This window comes from Lysinibacillus sp. NPDC092081 (assembly GCF_044755845.1).
In the GTDB taxonomy this organism is placed as follows: Bacteria; Bacillota; Bacilli; order Bacillales_A; family Planococcaceae; genus Lysinibacillus.
This window is the reverse complement of record NZ_JBIVRU010000016.1, coordinates 41,172-57,098: the sequence shown is the minus strand read 5'-3', so window position 1 is coordinate 57,098 and position 15,927 is coordinate 41,172. Positions and strand designations below refer to the sequence as shown.

Annotated in this window: 16 protein-coding genes; 11 read left to right on the top strand and 5 right to left on the bottom strand. The window is 35.2% G+C overall.

The annotated features are described in order from the left end of the window. Positions 1-18 precede the first annotated feature (18 nt). From ACIQLB_RS19145 to ACIQLB_RS19135, 3 genes are all read left to right on the top strand, one after another. On the top strand, positions 19-1,104 hold the full coding sequence (locus ACIQLB_RS19145; protein WP_400729340.1) for an SDR family oxidoreductase: 1,086 nt from the start codon (positions 19-21) through the stop codon (positions 1,102-1,104). Between the two features lie 433 nt (positions 1,105-1,537). Continuing rightward, positions 1,538-2,302, top strand: a complete 765-nt coding sequence (locus ACIQLB_RS19140) for a TerC family protein (protein WP_400729337.1) — start codon at positions 1,538-1,540, stop codon at positions 2,300-2,302. A gap of 104 nt (positions 2,303-2,406) precedes the next feature. Further along, a complete protein-coding gene (locus ACIQLB_RS19135; protein WP_400729334.1) occupies positions 2,407-3,762 on the top strand; it encodes a TrkH family potassium uptake protein in 1,356 nt (451 codons plus the stop codon). Between the two features lie 477 nt (positions 3,763-4,239). Here ACIQLB_RS19135 and ACIQLB_RS19130 read toward each other — a convergent pair whose 3' ends face one another. Further along, positions 4,240-5,979, bottom strand: coding sequence for a B12-binding domain-containing radical SAM protein (locus ACIQLB_RS19130; protein WP_400729331.1), 1,740 nt, complete (start codon positions 5,977-5,979; stop codon positions 4,240-4,242). A gap of 315 nt (positions 5,980-6,294) precedes the next feature. Here ACIQLB_RS19130 and ACIQLB_RS19125 point away from each other — a divergent pair, with 315 nt between their 5' ends. Together ACIQLB_RS19125 and ACIQLB_RS19120 are read left to right on the top strand one after the other, a co-directional pair. Further along, positions 6,295-7,656: an ATP-binding protein gene (locus tag ACIQLB_RS19125; RefSeq protein WP_400729430.1), complete on the top strand. Its 1,362-nt coding sequence runs from the start codon at positions 6,295-6,297 to the stop codon at positions 7,654-7,656. 120 nt (positions 7,657-7,776) lie between these two features. Beyond that, positions 7,777-8,223 carry a MarR family winged helix-turn-helix transcriptional regulator gene (locus ACIQLB_RS19120; protein ID WP_400729328.1) on the top strand — a complete coding sequence of 149 codons (447 nt, stop codon included), beginning with the start codon at positions 7,777-7,779 and terminating at the stop codon, positions 8,221-8,223. A 385-nt stretch (positions 8,224-8,608) separates the two neighbouring features. Here the strand turns inward: ACIQLB_RS19120 and ACIQLB_RS19115 are convergent, their stop codons facing one another. The 3 genes from ACIQLB_RS19115 to ACIQLB_RS19105 all read right to left on the bottom strand — a co-directional run bounded on the left by ACIQLB_RS19115 (position 8,609) and on the right by ACIQLB_RS19105 (position 10,250). After that, the gene (locus ACIQLB_RS19115) at positions 8,609-9,301 is read right to left on the bottom strand and encodes a hypothetical protein (protein WP_400729326.1); all 693 of its coding nucleotides are present in this window, start codon (positions 9,299-9,301) and stop codon (positions 8,609-8,611) included. A 64-nt stretch (positions 9,302-9,365) separates the two neighbouring features. Further along, the gene (locus tag ACIQLB_RS19110; protein ID WP_400729323.1) at positions 9,366-9,980 is read right to left on the bottom strand and encodes a CPBP family intramembrane glutamic endopeptidase; all 615 of its coding nucleotides are present in this window, start codon (positions 9,978-9,980) and stop codon (positions 9,366-9,368) included. An 81-nt stretch (positions 9,981-10,061) separates the two neighbouring features. Next, complete coding sequence (locus tag ACIQLB_RS19105) at positions 10,062-10,250, bottom strand: YkvS family protein (protein WP_053483503.1); 189 nt, start codon at positions 10,248-10,250, stop codon at positions 10,062-10,064. 124 nt (positions 10,251-10,374) lie between these two features. On the opposite strand from ACIQLB_RS19105, the gene ACIQLB_RS19100 reads away from it, so the two are divergent. The 3 genes from ACIQLB_RS19100 (at position 10,375) to ACIQLB_RS19090 (ending at position 12,022) form a co-directional block, all read left to right on the top strand. Next, a complete protein-coding gene (locus ACIQLB_RS19100; protein WP_400729319.1) occupies positions 10,375-10,563 on the top strand; it encodes a hypothetical protein in 189 nt (62 codons plus the stop codon). Between the two features lie 91 nt (positions 10,564-10,654). Further along, entirely contained in the window at positions 10,655-10,831 is a 177-nt protein-coding gene (locus ACIQLB_RS19095) for an aspartyl-phosphate phosphatase Spo0E family protein (RefSeq protein WP_132357797.1), read from the top strand. A gap of 324 nt (positions 10,832-11,155) precedes the next feature. Beyond that, a complete protein-coding gene (locus ACIQLB_RS19090) occupies positions 11,156-12,022 on the top strand; it encodes an NAD(P)-dependent oxidoreductase (RefSeq protein WP_400729316.1) in 867 nt (288 codons plus the stop codon). A 136-nt stretch (positions 12,023-12,158) separates the two neighbouring features. On the opposite strand, the gene ACIQLB_RS19085 is transcribed toward ACIQLB_RS19090, so the two are convergent. Then, entirely contained in the window at positions 12,159-12,551 is a 393-nt protein-coding gene (locus ACIQLB_RS19085) for a DoxX family protein (protein WP_400729313.1), read from the bottom strand. A 158-nt stretch (positions 12,552-12,709) separates the two neighbouring features. Between ACIQLB_RS19085 and ACIQLB_RS19080 the strand changes: the two genes are divergently transcribed. The 3 genes from ACIQLB_RS19080 to ACIQLB_RS19070 all read left to right on the top strand — a co-directional run bounded on the left by ACIQLB_RS19080 (position 12,710) and on the right by ACIQLB_RS19070 (position 15,639). Beyond that, the gene (locus ACIQLB_RS19080; RefSeq protein ID WP_370045869.1) at positions 12,710-13,027 is read left to right on the top strand and encodes a winged helix-turn-helix transcriptional regulator; all 318 of its coding nucleotides are present in this window, start codon (positions 12,710-12,712) and stop codon (positions 13,025-13,027) included. A gap of 205 nt (positions 13,028-13,232) precedes the next feature. Further along, on the top strand, positions 13,233-14,558 hold the full coding sequence (locus ACIQLB_RS19075; protein ID WP_400729309.1) for an MFS transporter: 1,326 nt from the start codon (positions 13,233-13,235) through the stop codon (positions 14,556-14,558). A 178-nt stretch (positions 14,559-14,736) separates the two neighbouring features. Further along, positions 14,737-15,639, top strand: a complete 903-nt coding sequence (locus ACIQLB_RS19070) for a chemotaxis protein (protein ID WP_400729306.1) — start codon at positions 14,737-14,739, stop codon at positions 15,637-15,639. Positions 15,640-15,927 lie beyond the last annotated feature (288 nt).

The following is a 15,927-nucleotide window of genomic DNA, read 5'->3' as shown; positions in this document are numbered from 1 at the left end:
GTTCAGGGGGGATGAAAGATGGGGGTTCATTTTTTTACAGGTTTTCCGGGTTTTATTTCAAGTCAATTAATACGAGAGTTGTTTCGAAAAAAGCAATCACAGGAAGTAATCGCTATTGTTTTAGCTGGTGAATCTGTAAAAGCAAATTTAGAAAGAGAAAATATTGTAGCGGAGTTTCCTAATTGTTCTATTCATATTGTAGAGGGAGATATTACATTACCGAATCTCGGTCTAGAAAACCAAGACGTACAGGAAATTGTACCTCAAATTGAGGTGCTCTGGCATCTAGCTGCAATTTATGATTTAGCAGTACCACGTGATATTGCATGGAAGGTAAATGTGCATGGTACGACGATGGTCAATGATTTTGTTCGAACACTTCCGAACTTAAGACGCTATATGTATTTTAGTACAGCGTATGTAGCAGGAACACGTGAAGGTGTTTTGTGTGAAAACGAACTAATTCGCCCGCCTGCATTTAAAAACTATTATGAGGAAACAAAATTTGAAGCTGAGCATCGAGTAGAGGATTTGAAATCAGAAATACCACTGACAATTATTCGACCTGGCATAGTACGTGGACATTCTGAAACTGGAGAAACTATTAAATTCGATGGGCCATATTTCTTTTTAAATATGGTGGATAAATTAAAATGTCTTCCGTTTATCCCGTATATTGGTCAATCGACATCAACATTAAATGTGGTGCCAGTGGATTATATTATAAACGCTTCGACTTATCTAGTTGATGAAAAATGTGCTGAAGGGAAAACTTTGCATCTAACGGACCCAAATCCGCATCCTGTGCAGGAAGTGTATCGTATGATGGTAAAATTATTAACTAACCATTATCCTAAGGGGCGATTACCGTTAACTCTAGCAAGAATATCTTTACAAGTGCCGCTTATTCGAAAAAATCTAGGTGTTGAGCAAGAAACTTTAGACTACTTAACTTGGAATGCTAAGTTCGATACATCAGAAGCAGTTACTATTTTGAAAAATAGTGGTATTACATGCCCCGATTTTATACAGACTATGCCTAGAATGATTGATTTTTATATAACGCATAAAGAAGATAAACGTTATCAAATTCAAATAAGGTGAAACAATCGGGCGTTTATGGGCAGTTAATGGCTCATCTAGCTAGTCACTATCCAATTTGCGGTAGACATCAGATTGAAGTGATTGTGGCTTAATAGTAGGGGAGATCATTTTGCCACTCATATATGATAGTGCTATAATAAGTTAACAGAAGAAAAACCTTCGACGTTTTGTCAAAGGGGAGTAGCTAACAGATACGAGCGATGTATCTGGATTACATTCGTCATTACATGGTTTTTACCATCGGGTGTGATAAGCGAGTAACTCTATACTAGTGGTAGTTCAATTACTAGTAATAGAGAGGTACTGATGAAGTGTCAGTTATTTATTTGCTAAGCGAGACCTTTGCCTTTTTATAGAGGCAGAGGTCTTTTTCTTTTGTACTCGTATAGTAATGACTATTTTGGGTATACAGAGTTTTAGAGGAGGCACATGAATGGAATCAATTTTATTACAATACGGCTGGGTACTAATTGTACTTGTAGTATTAGAAGGATTATTAGCAGCAGATAATGCAGTTGTAATGGCTGTGATGGTGAAGCATCTACCACAAGAGCAACAAAAAAAAGCATTATTTTATGGATTATTCGGCGCGTTAATTTTCCGATTCTCCGCACTCTTTGTCATTACAGTATTAGTGAATTATTGGCAAATTCAAGCGTTGGGAGCAGCTTACTTATTATTCATGTCTGCCAAAAATATATATGATTTGCGTAATAAAAAGGATTCAAACGAAGAATCTAATGATAAAGAGAGAAAAAAGGGCGCTGGTTTTTGGATGACAGTGCTTAAGGTAGAGGCCGCGGATATTGCATTTGCTATTGATTCTATGCTTGCTGCAGTTGCCATTGCAGTAACTTTACCGCAATTAGGGAACTTTGAGATAGGTGGCATCAATGGTGGACAATTTAGTGTCATGTTACTCGGAGGGTTTATCGGAGTCATCATGATGCGATTTGCGGCACAATGGTTTGTGAAAATATTAAATGACTATCCCTCCCTTGAGACCGCTGCGTTCTTAATTGTAGGTTGGGTAGGCGTGAAGCTTGTTGTGTTAACTTTGTCACATGAGAAGGTGGGTATTTTACCTGCAGAGTTCCCACATTCTACTGCGTGGGAGTTAACTTTCTGGATTGTATTAGTGGGCATCGCATTAGTAGGCTATTTAGTAGGAGTTCGTCATAAAAAACAAGTTCAATGATCTTTTAGAGGAATAGTCGTATCTATTCCTCTTTCTTTTTTTAAGTATTTTTTCTATACTAATATCTATCGAGTTTGGCATCATATAAGGAAGGGGTTGTCAAAGTGCCCTGGAAAAGATCAAAAAATAGACTTGTAACACCTTTTCAGGTACTTGTCTCTTATTATTTTATAGCTATAGCGATTTCCTTCCTGTTACTACGGCTACCAGGCGTTCATCAAGAAGGTGTAAAAGTTTCATTATTAGATAGCTTGTTTACTGCAGTAAGCGCAGTCAGCGTAACAGGTTTAACAACAATCAATATATCTGAAAGCTATACAAAATTTGGGCTCGCGATGGTTCTTGTCATTTTACAGCTTGGCGCAATTGGCATTATGTCACTTGGTACCTTTGTGTGGTTACTAGTTGGGAAAAAAATTGGTATGCGTGAGCGTCAATTGATTATGATCGATCATAATCAATACAATTTGTCAGGGGTTGTTCAATTAATTCGGGAAATATTGAAAATCTTAATTGGTATTGAATTGATGGGTGCGTTTATTTTAACATTGCATTTTGCGAAATATTTCGGCACTTTTCAAGAAGCCTTGTTTCATGGTGTCTTTGCCTCCGTTTCAGCTACTACAAATGGTGGCTTTGATATTACAGGTATGAGTTTGCTTCCGTTTCATAAAGATTACTTTGTCCAAGCGATAACGATGGTGCTAATTGTGCTTGGCGCAATAGGCTTCCCAGTCTTAATTGAAGTGAAAACCTTTTTACTTAATCGCCATGCAAACTTCCGCTTTAGTTTATTTACAAAAATAACAACCTCCACATATGCAATTTTATTTGTGGTAGGGGCTGTCGTTATTTTATTGCTTGAATCATTCCATTCCTTTAAGGGAATGTCTTGGCATGAGGCTCTGTTTTCTGCAATGTTCCATTCTGTTTCAACACGATCAGCTGGACTTACGACGTATGATGTAACAACCTTTAGTGAAGCGACAGATATTTTTATGAGCTTTTTAATGTTTATTGGTGCCTCACCAAGTTCAGTTGGTGGTGGGATACGTACAACAACGTTTGCCATGGCCATTTTGTTCCTAATTACCTTTTCACGAGGAAGAGAGGATATTCAAGTATTCGGACGTGAAATATATTTAATTGATGTATTCCGCTCGTTTGTTGTTATTTTATTGGCATTCTTTATGGTATTAGTTGCGACAATTATTTTACTCATTACTGAGCCACACGCATCACTGATTCAAATAATTTTTGAAATTACATCAGCGTTCGGAACGTGTGGGATGTCTTTAGGAATCACCTCCGACCTATCGGTAATTGGCAAAATTATTATTATAATTTTAATGTTTGTTGGTCGTGTCGGTTTAATTTCCTTCCTTTACTCTTTAGGTGGTGGAGGTAGAGGCAAAAAATCAAGTTATCACTATCCTAAAGAACGTGTAATAATTGGGTAAAGTACTAAAAAATTAAAAAAGAGCTAATGTAGCTCTTTTTTAATTTCCTTATATTTTCCAGTTACCTATAAAGCTTATTGAAATCCGTAAATGAAAACTAAGGAATTTAGAAATCCTCAGTAGAAAATCTATTCATAAAAGTGTCTAAGATTGTTTAACTGACTAAAAAATTGGTGTTGCCACATAATTGTCGAAAAATTTTAAATTGTTTTTCCTGGTTGTTACGACTGTTTAATAGGTAATATTTACAAGTATAGGGTATTGGTGGGTTGAGAATTTCGTACTAAATTTTTTTAGGATAATTGTAATGCCTCTAAGAACATCTGTTAATCATAATAAAGCTATAGTTTTTACTTACAATGGATTCAATTAAAAACGTAATCGTTTGGTTTTATTTTAGGTTATAGGAAATTTAAGAATTCTTTATGAATGGAAAAAACGCTAGTCCTATATTTATTAATGGACTAGCGTTTCTTATTATATAGAGTGGATTGTTGCAAAGTATGGTGCTTGACCGTGACGGAAGTAAGTTAAAAGATAGCCATTTTTTTGTACAATTTTGCCATTTAAGAAATTCTGGAAATCTATGTGATGCGGAATAATGAGCGTATGTTTAAACAACTCTTTTTCAGATAGATTGAAGTTGGCGAATGCCTCACCTGCAATTGCAGGGTTTTCACGTAAAGCATTATAAAGTGCTTTTTGTTGTTCCTCTGTAGGACGCTCCTTCCACCATAATTTACGTGGCTGGAACTGCTGTATCATTAAATAATCTAATTGCATTAGGCTTTGAATGATATTTAAATTAGCACCTTCTACAGTTTCTAAAAACATTAATAAACGACGGAATAAATCCTCGAGCTGATGTCCGATACGCGACCAACCTTTAGTTTCCCAATAAGTACCGAAATTTTGGAAGAAATCGAATGGTGTCTCAAACACTTCAGTTACTAAGTATTCAATCGTATGATCCATACGGTGATCGTTCCAATATTTCTCAAGTACATCCTCTGCATGTTTAATGCGGACTATATCATCAAATGTTAAGACATTGTTTGAGAAAATCTCGTAAGGGGATTGGTCCACATACGTATAGCCAAATTTTTCAGCTTCTAGACGCAGGCCTGTACCACGTAGAAGTTTAAGGAATCCAAGCTGTAATTCTTCTGGTCGCATTGCGAAAACATCATTAAAGGTTTGACGGAAGCTTGCATAATCCTCCTCTGGTAAACCAGCGATTAAATCTAAATGCTGATCAATCTTTCCACCTTCTTTGACCATCGTCACTGTACGCGTGAGTTTTTCAAAGTTTTGACGGCGCTTTACAAGAGTATTTGTTAAATCGTTCGTTGATTGAACACCAATTTCAAAACGGAAAAGACCTCTTGGTGCGTTATCATTTAAAAACTGGATAACCTCAGGACGCATAATATCTGCGGTAATTTCAAATTGGAATACAACCCCTGGCTTATGTTCATCGATTAAAAACTGGAACATTTCCATTGCATAGCTGCGGCTTATATTAAATGTACGATCAACAAATTTGATAGTACGTGCACCGTTGTCCATCAAGAATCGAATATCTTCTTTTATTTTTTCTCGGTTAAAATAACGAACCCCTACTTCAATAGAAGATAAACAAAATTGACAGCTAAATGGACAGCCTCGACTTGTTTCAATATATTGAATTCGTTTGCTTAGATGAGAGAGGTCCTCTTCAAAACGAAATGGGCTTGGCAATTCACGTAAATCTATTTTTGGTGCTTGTGCGTGAATTCGTACTTTACCATCCTCTAAGTAGCAAATCCCTGGAACATCGTCTAATGCAATTTCTCCATGCAAATAGCGTAGTAACTGTTTAAAGGAAGTTTCTCCTTCACCCATAACTATGAAATCAACCTCTTCAATTCTACGTAACCAATGGTGGGCATCGTAAGAAACTTCAGGTCCCCCGAGCAAAATTTTAACATTTGGACAGACAGTTTTTAACATCTTGATGACGTGAATAGTTTCTTCAATATTCCAAATATAGCAACTAAATCCTACAATATCAGGTTTTTTTTGAAACAAATCTGATACAATATTAAAAGCAGGATCTTTAATTGTATATTCTGCAATAATTGGATTAAATTCTGGTAAAGCTGCACCTTTTAAATAACGCAATGCTAAATTTGTGTGAATATACTTTGCGTTTAAGGTAGTTAAAATAGTATTCATTCAATAATCTTCCTTTCAATTTCTAATTGTAACAGTCAAGTAGCTGTCATACAATATAATCCTTTTTACCTATTTATTTTGTGAACAGTTCGTGAAATAATTTTTATACTTTAATTTACTAAATTTTGTAATAATAGAATCGTGCAGTCATAAAGTATAGTAAAGGCTCAAAATTCGATTAAGAGGTTTTTTACTCTTTTGAAAGGTTCGGTGAGAAAGTTGAAGCAAAATGATATTAATCAATGTTTTGAAAATCTTATGACAAGTACTTCGTCACCAACACTTATTCTTAATAAAGCAGGGAAAATTTTGAACGTGAATGAGGCTGCTATTAAACTTTTTAACCTCCATTCAACGTATATTGGTTATTTAACTATGGACGAGCCATCTAATTTAAATTGGGCGAAGTTCGTCAAACAATTAGAAAGTGATTTGAGATCAGAAGAAATCTTCAATATTCAAACAGCTGGAAATGAGTTTGAAATGATGTCTTTCAAATGTTTTTATGATCCAAACACAGAAGAAATTGTTGCGCAAATTTCAACGTTAAATAATGATATAGCTCATGAATTATATGTTAGTCAAGAGCAGGAGAGATCACAATCTTTCAATGCTTATGATCACTTACCGTACGCCGTTATTGTAAGTGACGCTAGCGGGATAATTCTTGGGCTAAATAAGTATGCTGAAATGTATTTAAAAATAGAAAAATCGCAGCTTCTTCATAAGGCACATCAGCATATATTTGATGCATTTACGTTGAAGAAAGGTCAAATTACTGCATACCTTTCTAAACTGATGGGTGAAAAGCATGCAAGTATTCATGTTGTTGATGAAGCTCAAGTTTCTAGCACTTGCTATTATGAAATTTCAAGTATCTTTGATGAATATAACAATATTATTGTCACAGTCATTAATGATGAAACAGAAAAGAAACAACTTCAACATAAAGTTGAACATCAGCAAGCTTTAAATGTTGTCGGTCAAATGGCCGCAAGTATCGCCCATGAAATTCGTAATCCATTAACTTCTTTAAAGGGCTTTACCGAATTGCTAAAGCTAAATGCTGATGAAGAGTCACGCATGTATTTATCTGTCATCGATAGTGAACTCCAACGGATGGAACAGATTTTATCCGAGCTTTTAGTATTGTCCAAGCCAACAAGTATGAAAGTGGAATTATTAGAGTTAGATCACATTGTGAAGCAAGTGATTGAGTTTATGCTTCCAGATGCGCTTATGAAAAATATTATGATTCAATACATTTCTACTTCTACACAAGTATACATTGGTGGCAATGAAAATCGCTTAAAGCAAGTATTCATGAATCTTATTAAAAATGCGATGGAATCCATGAATAACGGTGGAACGATCACGGTCGAAATAAATGTTATTGACTGTGCGATTGTAGAATTACTGATTAAAGACGAAGGTACCGGCATGGACAGTGCTACCCTTCAAAACTTATTCCAACCTTTTTACACGACGAAATCAACAGGGACAGGACTAGGCCTTGCTTTCGTGAAAAAGGTGATTGAAGAGCATGAAGGTGTAATAGGTGTGAATAGTGAATTACAGAAGGGGACATGCTTCCACTTACAATTCCCGATTTACACATTTAATCAGATGGATACAATGGATGTATCCACGAAAGATTCTGCTTATTTAGTAACATAAAAAGAGTCAAAATGGTAACATTACCACCGTAAAAGGCTTAAAATCTATAATGCTTTTGACAATGCTTTTCTAATCTCGCTATAATGGCATGTATAAATAGCGAATTGAGAGGAAAAGGATATGACGTCAGAAGGTATAAAGCAATCTTTAAAATTATATATTGTATTATCACGTGCACATAAAGCGATTAATGAGACGACCCATCAATTTTTTCAAGAGAATGGATTAAACCCTACTGAATTTGCTGTATTAGAGCTTCTTTATCATAAAGGAAGACAGCCATTACAGCAAATTGGCAATAAAATTTTGCTAGCTAGTGGGTCTATTACGTACGTCATTGATAAACTTGAAAAAAGAGGGTATTTATTACGTGTCTCTTGTCCATCAGATCGCCGTGTTACCTATGCAGAAATTACGGATAAAGGTGAAGCCTTTATGGGAGAACTATTTCCAAAACATGAACAGCATTTACATGAATTGATGAGTGTGCTATCTGTTGAAGAAAAAGACCAAGCTATCACGTTATTAAAAAAACTAGGACTGTCTATTAAAGATTTGTCTTATTAAAAAAAGTTGTCTCAATGAATTTGAGGCAACTTTTTTTATTTTAGACAAGATGTCTCTAAAAAGTGCTTTACAAAGGTTGGGGTGAGGACAAGGCAAATCTTAAATTGTACTCCAACAAAGAATTCTAGAACGCCCTTAGTATCATAGATAAGGGCAGGAGCGAGCGAAATCGAAAGTTAGGTATCCTGTCCTGTGTTAGCGCCCTCGTGACCGCTCCTAGCCGCTCATTGGACAATCGGACCAGTCGGAACGGAAATCAACCTCACATTATGTTATAAACCCCTTTAACTCCTTTCCGATTCCGGACGCAATTATGCCGAGGTATAATTGATAATAAAAAAAGACTATAGAGCAAACAAGTTTGTCTACAGTCTCATTTGTATAATTATTTTTTAGAAATAGTTGCTGCCATTTTAAGCATAGCATCTGTTAAATCTAATTCGTTGTTATCGTGAATTGTTAGTTTTGTAATTAAACCGTCTTTTTCAAAAACAACGCCGATTACTTTTTCTGTATCAAAATTTACTACATAACCCTCTATGTTTTTAATATCCTTAAATGCAGCTAGATCTTCAGAAGTTAAAGATGATATTTCACCAACAGCATTCATATAATCTTGCATAGATGTTTTAGCATCTGCGTAGCTTGATTGTGATGCATCAATTGCTTCGATACGCATAAATACTTCAGCATTGTCATTAGAAACTAACATGTCTTTACCTGGTTCTTCTTGAGAAAGTGTAAATCCAGGTAGTTGTTGAATTTTGTAGTCTTGAGTAGCACTTTTTGATTCCTTTGCTTTCTCAGTCTTGTCTACACCTTTTTGTACATAGTTAACTTCTTGTTCTTTTTTAGTTGAATTGTCTGTATTGTCTTTATTTGTTGCATTTGATGTAGGCGTTTCTTGCGATTCATCTACAGTTTTATCCTTAGATGATGGTTGTTGTTGTTCAGCCGATGTATTTGATGGCTCATTTTTTTGAGCGTCAGAATCCTCTGTTTTATCAGAAGTATTACATCCTACGACTAAAACCGCTGTTAATAATAAAGCAGGTACTGAAAGTAATTTTTTTTGCATGAAAAGCCCTCCTTTTCTTAATTAAACGTTGGTAAAGATAAAATGTTTCCAAATTTTAATGTTATCATGTTAAAGGTAACACTAAAAATAATAGTAGTACAAAAACTACATGAGCTACAATAATAAGTGGCATACTTTTACGCCATTCATATAACAAGCCCCAAATAAGGCCGGTTACAAGTGCGGCGATCATACCAAGCATAAAGCCGCTTAGTGCAATGGAGATTGCGCATAAAATCGCAGTTACAATAACTGCAAAAGTAGGGCGCATAAAGCGTTTCAGCTGTTGTTGAACATAGCCACGCCAAAAGATCTCTTCACCGATTGCAACAATGAATACGAGTAAAATATAGTGCCAAATATTTTGTGGTCCATAATTTGCTAAAAATTTTTGTACTGATTGTACTAATGAATCATTAATGTATGGTGCAAGCCAATAGCCAAAGCGTATAATACCGTATGTTATTGTACCGTATCCAATACCGAAAAGTAAAAATTTCCAAGTAGGTAACTGATCTTCAATTTTACCAGCCAAAATAGCAATGGCAATACATACAAGTAAAGTAAATGCATATAGGTACCAAAATACAGCTTGGTTAGCAAAGGTAAAAGCAAGCATGCCATAAACGAATAATAAAGAAAGGATCAATATTATTGTTTGTTTCGAATTTGTAAGCATCATTCGACCTCCATGCTTTTAATATTATCAAAAAAAAAGTCCCTTATCATCTATAAAGACAAATAGGGACTATTCAGAATATTAAGCTTCATTTGTATATAAAATTTTGTAACGTTTATGGTTGACGACCGTTTTTTCTTCAATTTCAAGGGAATCGAAATTTTCCATGTATGTTAAATCAACGATCACCGAATTTTCATTTACTTTTTCAACTATACCTTGTAGGCCATCTTTAAACTCGATAATATTTCCAACTTCGGCTATTTTCACAGACAGTCAGCTCCTTCATCGACTAATAATATACAGTTTGCATGAAAAAATGGGAAACGTAAAGCCTTTTTTCAATAATTCATAATTTATTAAACAAAATGTTAAAAAGAGAGGAATAAAATAAATGGAAAAATACGAAACTATGCTTAAACAATTACAAAATGGGGAATTAAAGTGTATAGAAATAGAAAAGGAACAATTTTATGAGTTTCGAGAAGTACTTGTAAAACATCCTTTATTTAAACATTTTAGAGGTGAGGCCAAACAAAATGGACGCATAATCTATACTTATCAAGAAGTTCCTAGAAGCTAATTTGTCGAACATTGTCGTAAGTTAATGCTGTAAGAAATGAAATATAAATGTATAATAATGGTATGATTATTTGTGTGTGGAGGTTGTATGAATGGTCAATCTACTCTTGAAACAAATGGAACAAACTCGTGAGATGATGATTCGTTCAGGTGTAGAGAACGGGTTGCAAAATGCGAAAACCATTCAACTGAGTCGCAGATTAGATCAGTTAATGAATACTTATTATAGACAGACAGCATTTGAAGAAGAAGAAGATCAAGAAGATTGAAAGAATGTTCCAGTATTCAAAATATAAACTTTTTAAATAATATGTTTAAAAAGCATTTGGTGGGGAATACTTTATTATGAACACAGCAACATTCTCATTTCCCCCTTTAGAGCAGTGATACCCCATCAACTGCTCTCTTTTTTTTGTCCAGGCGAAATTGATTTACTCGTATATATGCAGCACATAATGCTTTTAGTACGTTAACAAGAAAAGTTTGAATTATCACACTTATTCAACTACACTGAAAGAGGACAACAAGTGCTAGTGGTTGGTTAATATTGTGAATAATTGATCAATAGCCTTGATACAAAGGAGTATGTACATATGGGAAAAGAGCGTATTGCATTTATCGGCACAGGCGTTATGGGTGCTAGTATTATCATTCATTTATTAAAAAATGGTCATGAGGTAACAGTTTATACACGCACAAAGGAGAAAGCGGAGCCGCTTTTGGCGTTAGGTGCAACTTGGGCAAGTACACCAGCAGAAGCATTTAAAAATAAGGAAATTGCCTTTACAATGGTTGGGTACCCTGCAGATGTAGAGGAAGTTTATTTTGGAGATAATGGATTATTTCATACAGCTGAATCCGGCAATATCGTTATTGATATGACCACTTCCGAGCCAACATTGGCTAAGAAAATTTTTGAGCAAGCACAAAAACTTGGAGTAGAAGCGCTAGATGCACCAGTTTCTGGAGGAGATATCGGTGCTCAAAACGGGACATTATCAATAATGGTTGGAGGTAGCCAAGCTACATTCAATAAAATTTTATCAGTCATGAAACATTTTGGTGAAAATATTGTTTATCAAGGTGAAGCTGGTGCAGGACAGCATGCTAAAATGTGTAATCAGATCGTTATTGCTTCTGGGATGATTGGTGTGTGTGAGTCACTGGCTTACGGTTTAAAGGCTGGACTGGATTTACCAACAGTATTGCAATCTATCTCGTCTGGTGCAGCGGGCTCTTGGTCGTTAAGTAATTTAGCACCCCGTATGATAAAAGAAGATTACGCACCAGGATTTTATATCAAGCATTTTGTAAAGGATATGAAAATTGCATTAGACGAATCTAAAAAAATGGGGATTACTTTACCAGGTCTAGCACTTGCTTATGATATGTATGACAAGCTAATCGAAGAGGGTTATGGTGAAAACGGTACGCAGGCACTTTTAAAGGCTTATCAATAAAGGTTAAAATAACACTGACTATAGAAAAAATTTTAGGAAGCCCGAAGTATCATCTTATAAAATGATACTTCGGGTTTATTTTTATCTTCATTCAGTTTAATTAACACACCTGAGAAAATAGTAATCTACGGAAGCATCACTCTTTATCAAAAAGTTTTGCGTCTAATGAAAAACTAGATGCTCCTGCAAGTGCAAAGTATAAAGCGATTGCAGCTAAAGCTAAATCAAATTCATACCCAGCTAAGCCGTTTTCACCGATAAAGCCAACGCTAAGCTTCGCTGTGAAAATGGCAACAATCATTGTCACTGTCAATAAAGCGCCGAAAAGTCTTGTGCCTAAGCCTAAAATCATTGCTACACCACCGACTAGTTCTATAATGGCAACAATATAAGCCATAAAGCCTGGAATACCAATGGCATCAAAATAATCAGCTGTGAAACCGATACCACCCTGAAACTTTTGAAATCCGTGAGCTGCAAAAATAATGCCAAGCACCACGCGTAAAATAGTTGAACCGATATTTTGCATAGTTGAATAAACTCCTTTTGTTTTTAACTTACATTTCGTAACTTAGTTTATTTTTAAAAATAACTTTTGTCAAGTAACTAAATTTTATTTTTGAAACTGATTTTTGACAAAAATGATATACTCTTATATAAGAACAAAATCCTTAGGAGGAAGGTAAATTGGATCAAAAAAAAATTTGTCCACGATTTGAAAAGGCGTTAAAAATATTAAATCATAGCTGGAACACCCTGCTTATTTATCAGTTATTAGAAGGTCCGCAACGATACTCAACAATTAAAAATCAGGTGGGTATTAGTAGTCGTGTGTTAACGGAGAGATTAAAAGAGTTAGAGATTGAGAACATTGTGAAACGCACAGTTATTCCATCAACACCAGTAGTGATTGAATATGAGCTGACAGAAAAAGGACATGCACTTGCACCGGTCCTTAAAGCAATGGAACAATGGTCTTCTACGTGGGTGAATATAGAAGAATAGTACAAAGGTATCCAAGCGAGGGGGCTTGGATATCTTTTTTTTATGAGTAGCTCGCAAATAAGGAGAAGATTTGTTCATTTTATAATGTTAGTTAAACGAAAAAGAATGTATATTGTAAATAGCGTTAATTTTCTCTAAATAAAGGGTATTTTTTATTGCTTGAGTGAATTTATTTAATAATATAAAGAATGGGGAGGAGGGTTTTATGAAGCGGAATTCAGTAGTAGACGCACAGCATCGGAGTCAGTTAGCTCTTTATTTATCACTGCCAATTTTATCGTGGGCATTTTATGATTTTGCAAACACAATATTTTCTTCAAATATTAATACTATATTTTTCCCGTTTTATATGGATGAGGTTTTAGGAACGAATGAGGTAATGCAGCAGGTGGCAAGCACGTTTATTTCTTATGCGAATGCCATTGCTAGCTTTTTCCTCGTTGTTTTTTCACCACTTTTTGGTGTATGGATTGATAATACTGGCTATAAAAAGAGATTTATAGTGTGGTTTGCATCTATCTCCATCTTCTTCACCTTTATGATGGGTGTTCTTGCGAATCTACAAACGTCAACAAATTATGCAGGTGTGCCACTTAGTTTATTTTTAGTTGTGGCTAGTTTTATCATCGCAAAATTTTTCTTTAATTCGAGTCTAGTATTCTATGATTCAATGATGGGTGATTTAGGGACAAAAGAGGAAATGCCCCTTATTTCTGGCTATGGGGTAGCGATTGGTTATCTTGGTACAATTTTGGGGCTGCTTGTTTATTTGTATGTAGGAAACAGCGATTTCCATCGAGCATTTATACCAACTGCCATTTTATATTTATTATTTTCTTTGCCCTTATTTTTTATAAATAAAGATACACCGATTCCAATGTCTCAGCGCAAGTCAATTAAATTTCTAGATGGCTATAAGGAAATTGTTCAAACCTTTAAAGACATGAAGCATTATAAAGCTATTTTCACCTTTATGATTGCTTATTTCTTTTTAAATGATGCCATTGCAACAACCATTGCGATGATGGCTGTATATGCAACAACGATTGTAGGCTTCACTTCGGGTCAATTTATCGTGCTTTATTTAGTGTCTACTGTTTCAACTATTATTGGCTCTTTTGCATTTGGTTATATTACAAAAGCAATTGGAGCCAAACGTGCGATAACCGTGGTGGCGATATTAATGATTGTTGCTTTAGCATTTGCTGTCTTTGCGACAGAGCAATGGATGTTCTGGCTTGCAGGTAGTATGTTTGGCGTATCGCTAGGATCGATGTGGGTAACATCTAGAACATATATTATTGAATTGTCTCCAGAAGAAAAACGGGGTCAGTTTTTTGGCTTATTTGCATTTTCGGGTAAAGTATCCTCCATTATTGGGCCAGCAGTCTATGGAACGGTCACATTATGGATGAAAGATTATGGAACGCTAGCAAGTCGTGTTGCATTATCGACATTAATTGTGATGACGATAATTGGCTTATTGATGCATCTAAAAATCAATGGCTCAAAAGTTGGAGATGACATTTGATAAAACGTATTACGCCCAGGAAAGTGCCCTGCCTGAATGGAAATCAACCCAATGTTATGATGGCGAGCCATGTTCATTATAAAATGGAAAAAGCAAGTAGGAGAAATGTATTGCCTATGATACAATTGAATTATAAATAGAATTAAATAGAAGTTGGAGAGAAAGGAGCGGGGTTGCTTTGGAACATAAAGGTATATTATTAGAAAGTGGCACAAATGAGCTAGAAATTGTTGAATTTGAAGTAGCTAACAATAAATTTGGTATTAACGTTATTAAAGTAAAGGAAATTATTCAACCGTTTCCAGTAACATTTATTCCACACGCGCACCCGCATGTAGAAGGGATTATTCAATTACGAGGTGAGGTTTTACCTGTAGTTGATATGCTCCGAGTATTAGGTATTCAAAATGCAGAGCGTAGTCCTCAGCAAAAATATATTGTAGCTGAGTTTAATAAACAGCGCGTAGTATTCCATGTAGATAATGTAACACAGATTCACCGTATTTCATGGAATCAAATCGAGAAACCTTCTGATATGTATCAGGGAGGAACATCACAAGTAATTGGTGTTATTAAGCAAAATGAGCAGATGATTTTATTGCTTGATTTCGAAAGAATTATGGTAGATATCAATCCAGAATCTGGTATTAGTGTAGAATCTGTTAAAAAGCTTGGTAAACGTGACCGCTCTGAAAAACGAATTTTAATTGCAGAAGATTCACCATTACTACGTAAGCTCTTATTCGATACTATGAATGAAGCAGGTTATGAGAATGTAGAATTCTTTGAAAATGGCCGTGATGCTTATGAATACCTCGAATCCGTCGTCAAAGGTGGTAGCAAGGTATCCGAGCATATTCAATTAGTTGTGACGGACATTGAAATGCCACAAATGGATGGGCATCATTTAACGCGTAAAATAAAGGAGCATCCAGATCTCCAAAAGCTTCCTGTTATTATTTTCTCAAGCTTAATTACAGATGATCTACGTCATAAAGGTGACCAAGTAGGTGCAGAAGATCAAATTAGTAAGCCAGAAATTGCGGAGCTTATTTTACGAATAGACCAACTTATCTTATAAAATAAAGTTTTGAACAATAGAGATAAAGTTGAAAAAGGTACTTCACAATATTAATAATGGGTATCCTGAAAGTATATTAATAAGTTAAAGAAAGTCGGATGCCTCTTTTAGGCTCCGGCTTTTTTGTATAGATAAATGATGCTAGGAACAAAATAATAAGGTTCTATTTGTTGGGTTATCTATACGACATGAAGGTGAGTATCCTAACACTTCTACTCGAAAACCTGGCAAGCTAAGAGCTCGTAGGTTTGTATCTAAATCGATGAGGTTAAGCAGTCAGTGACGAAA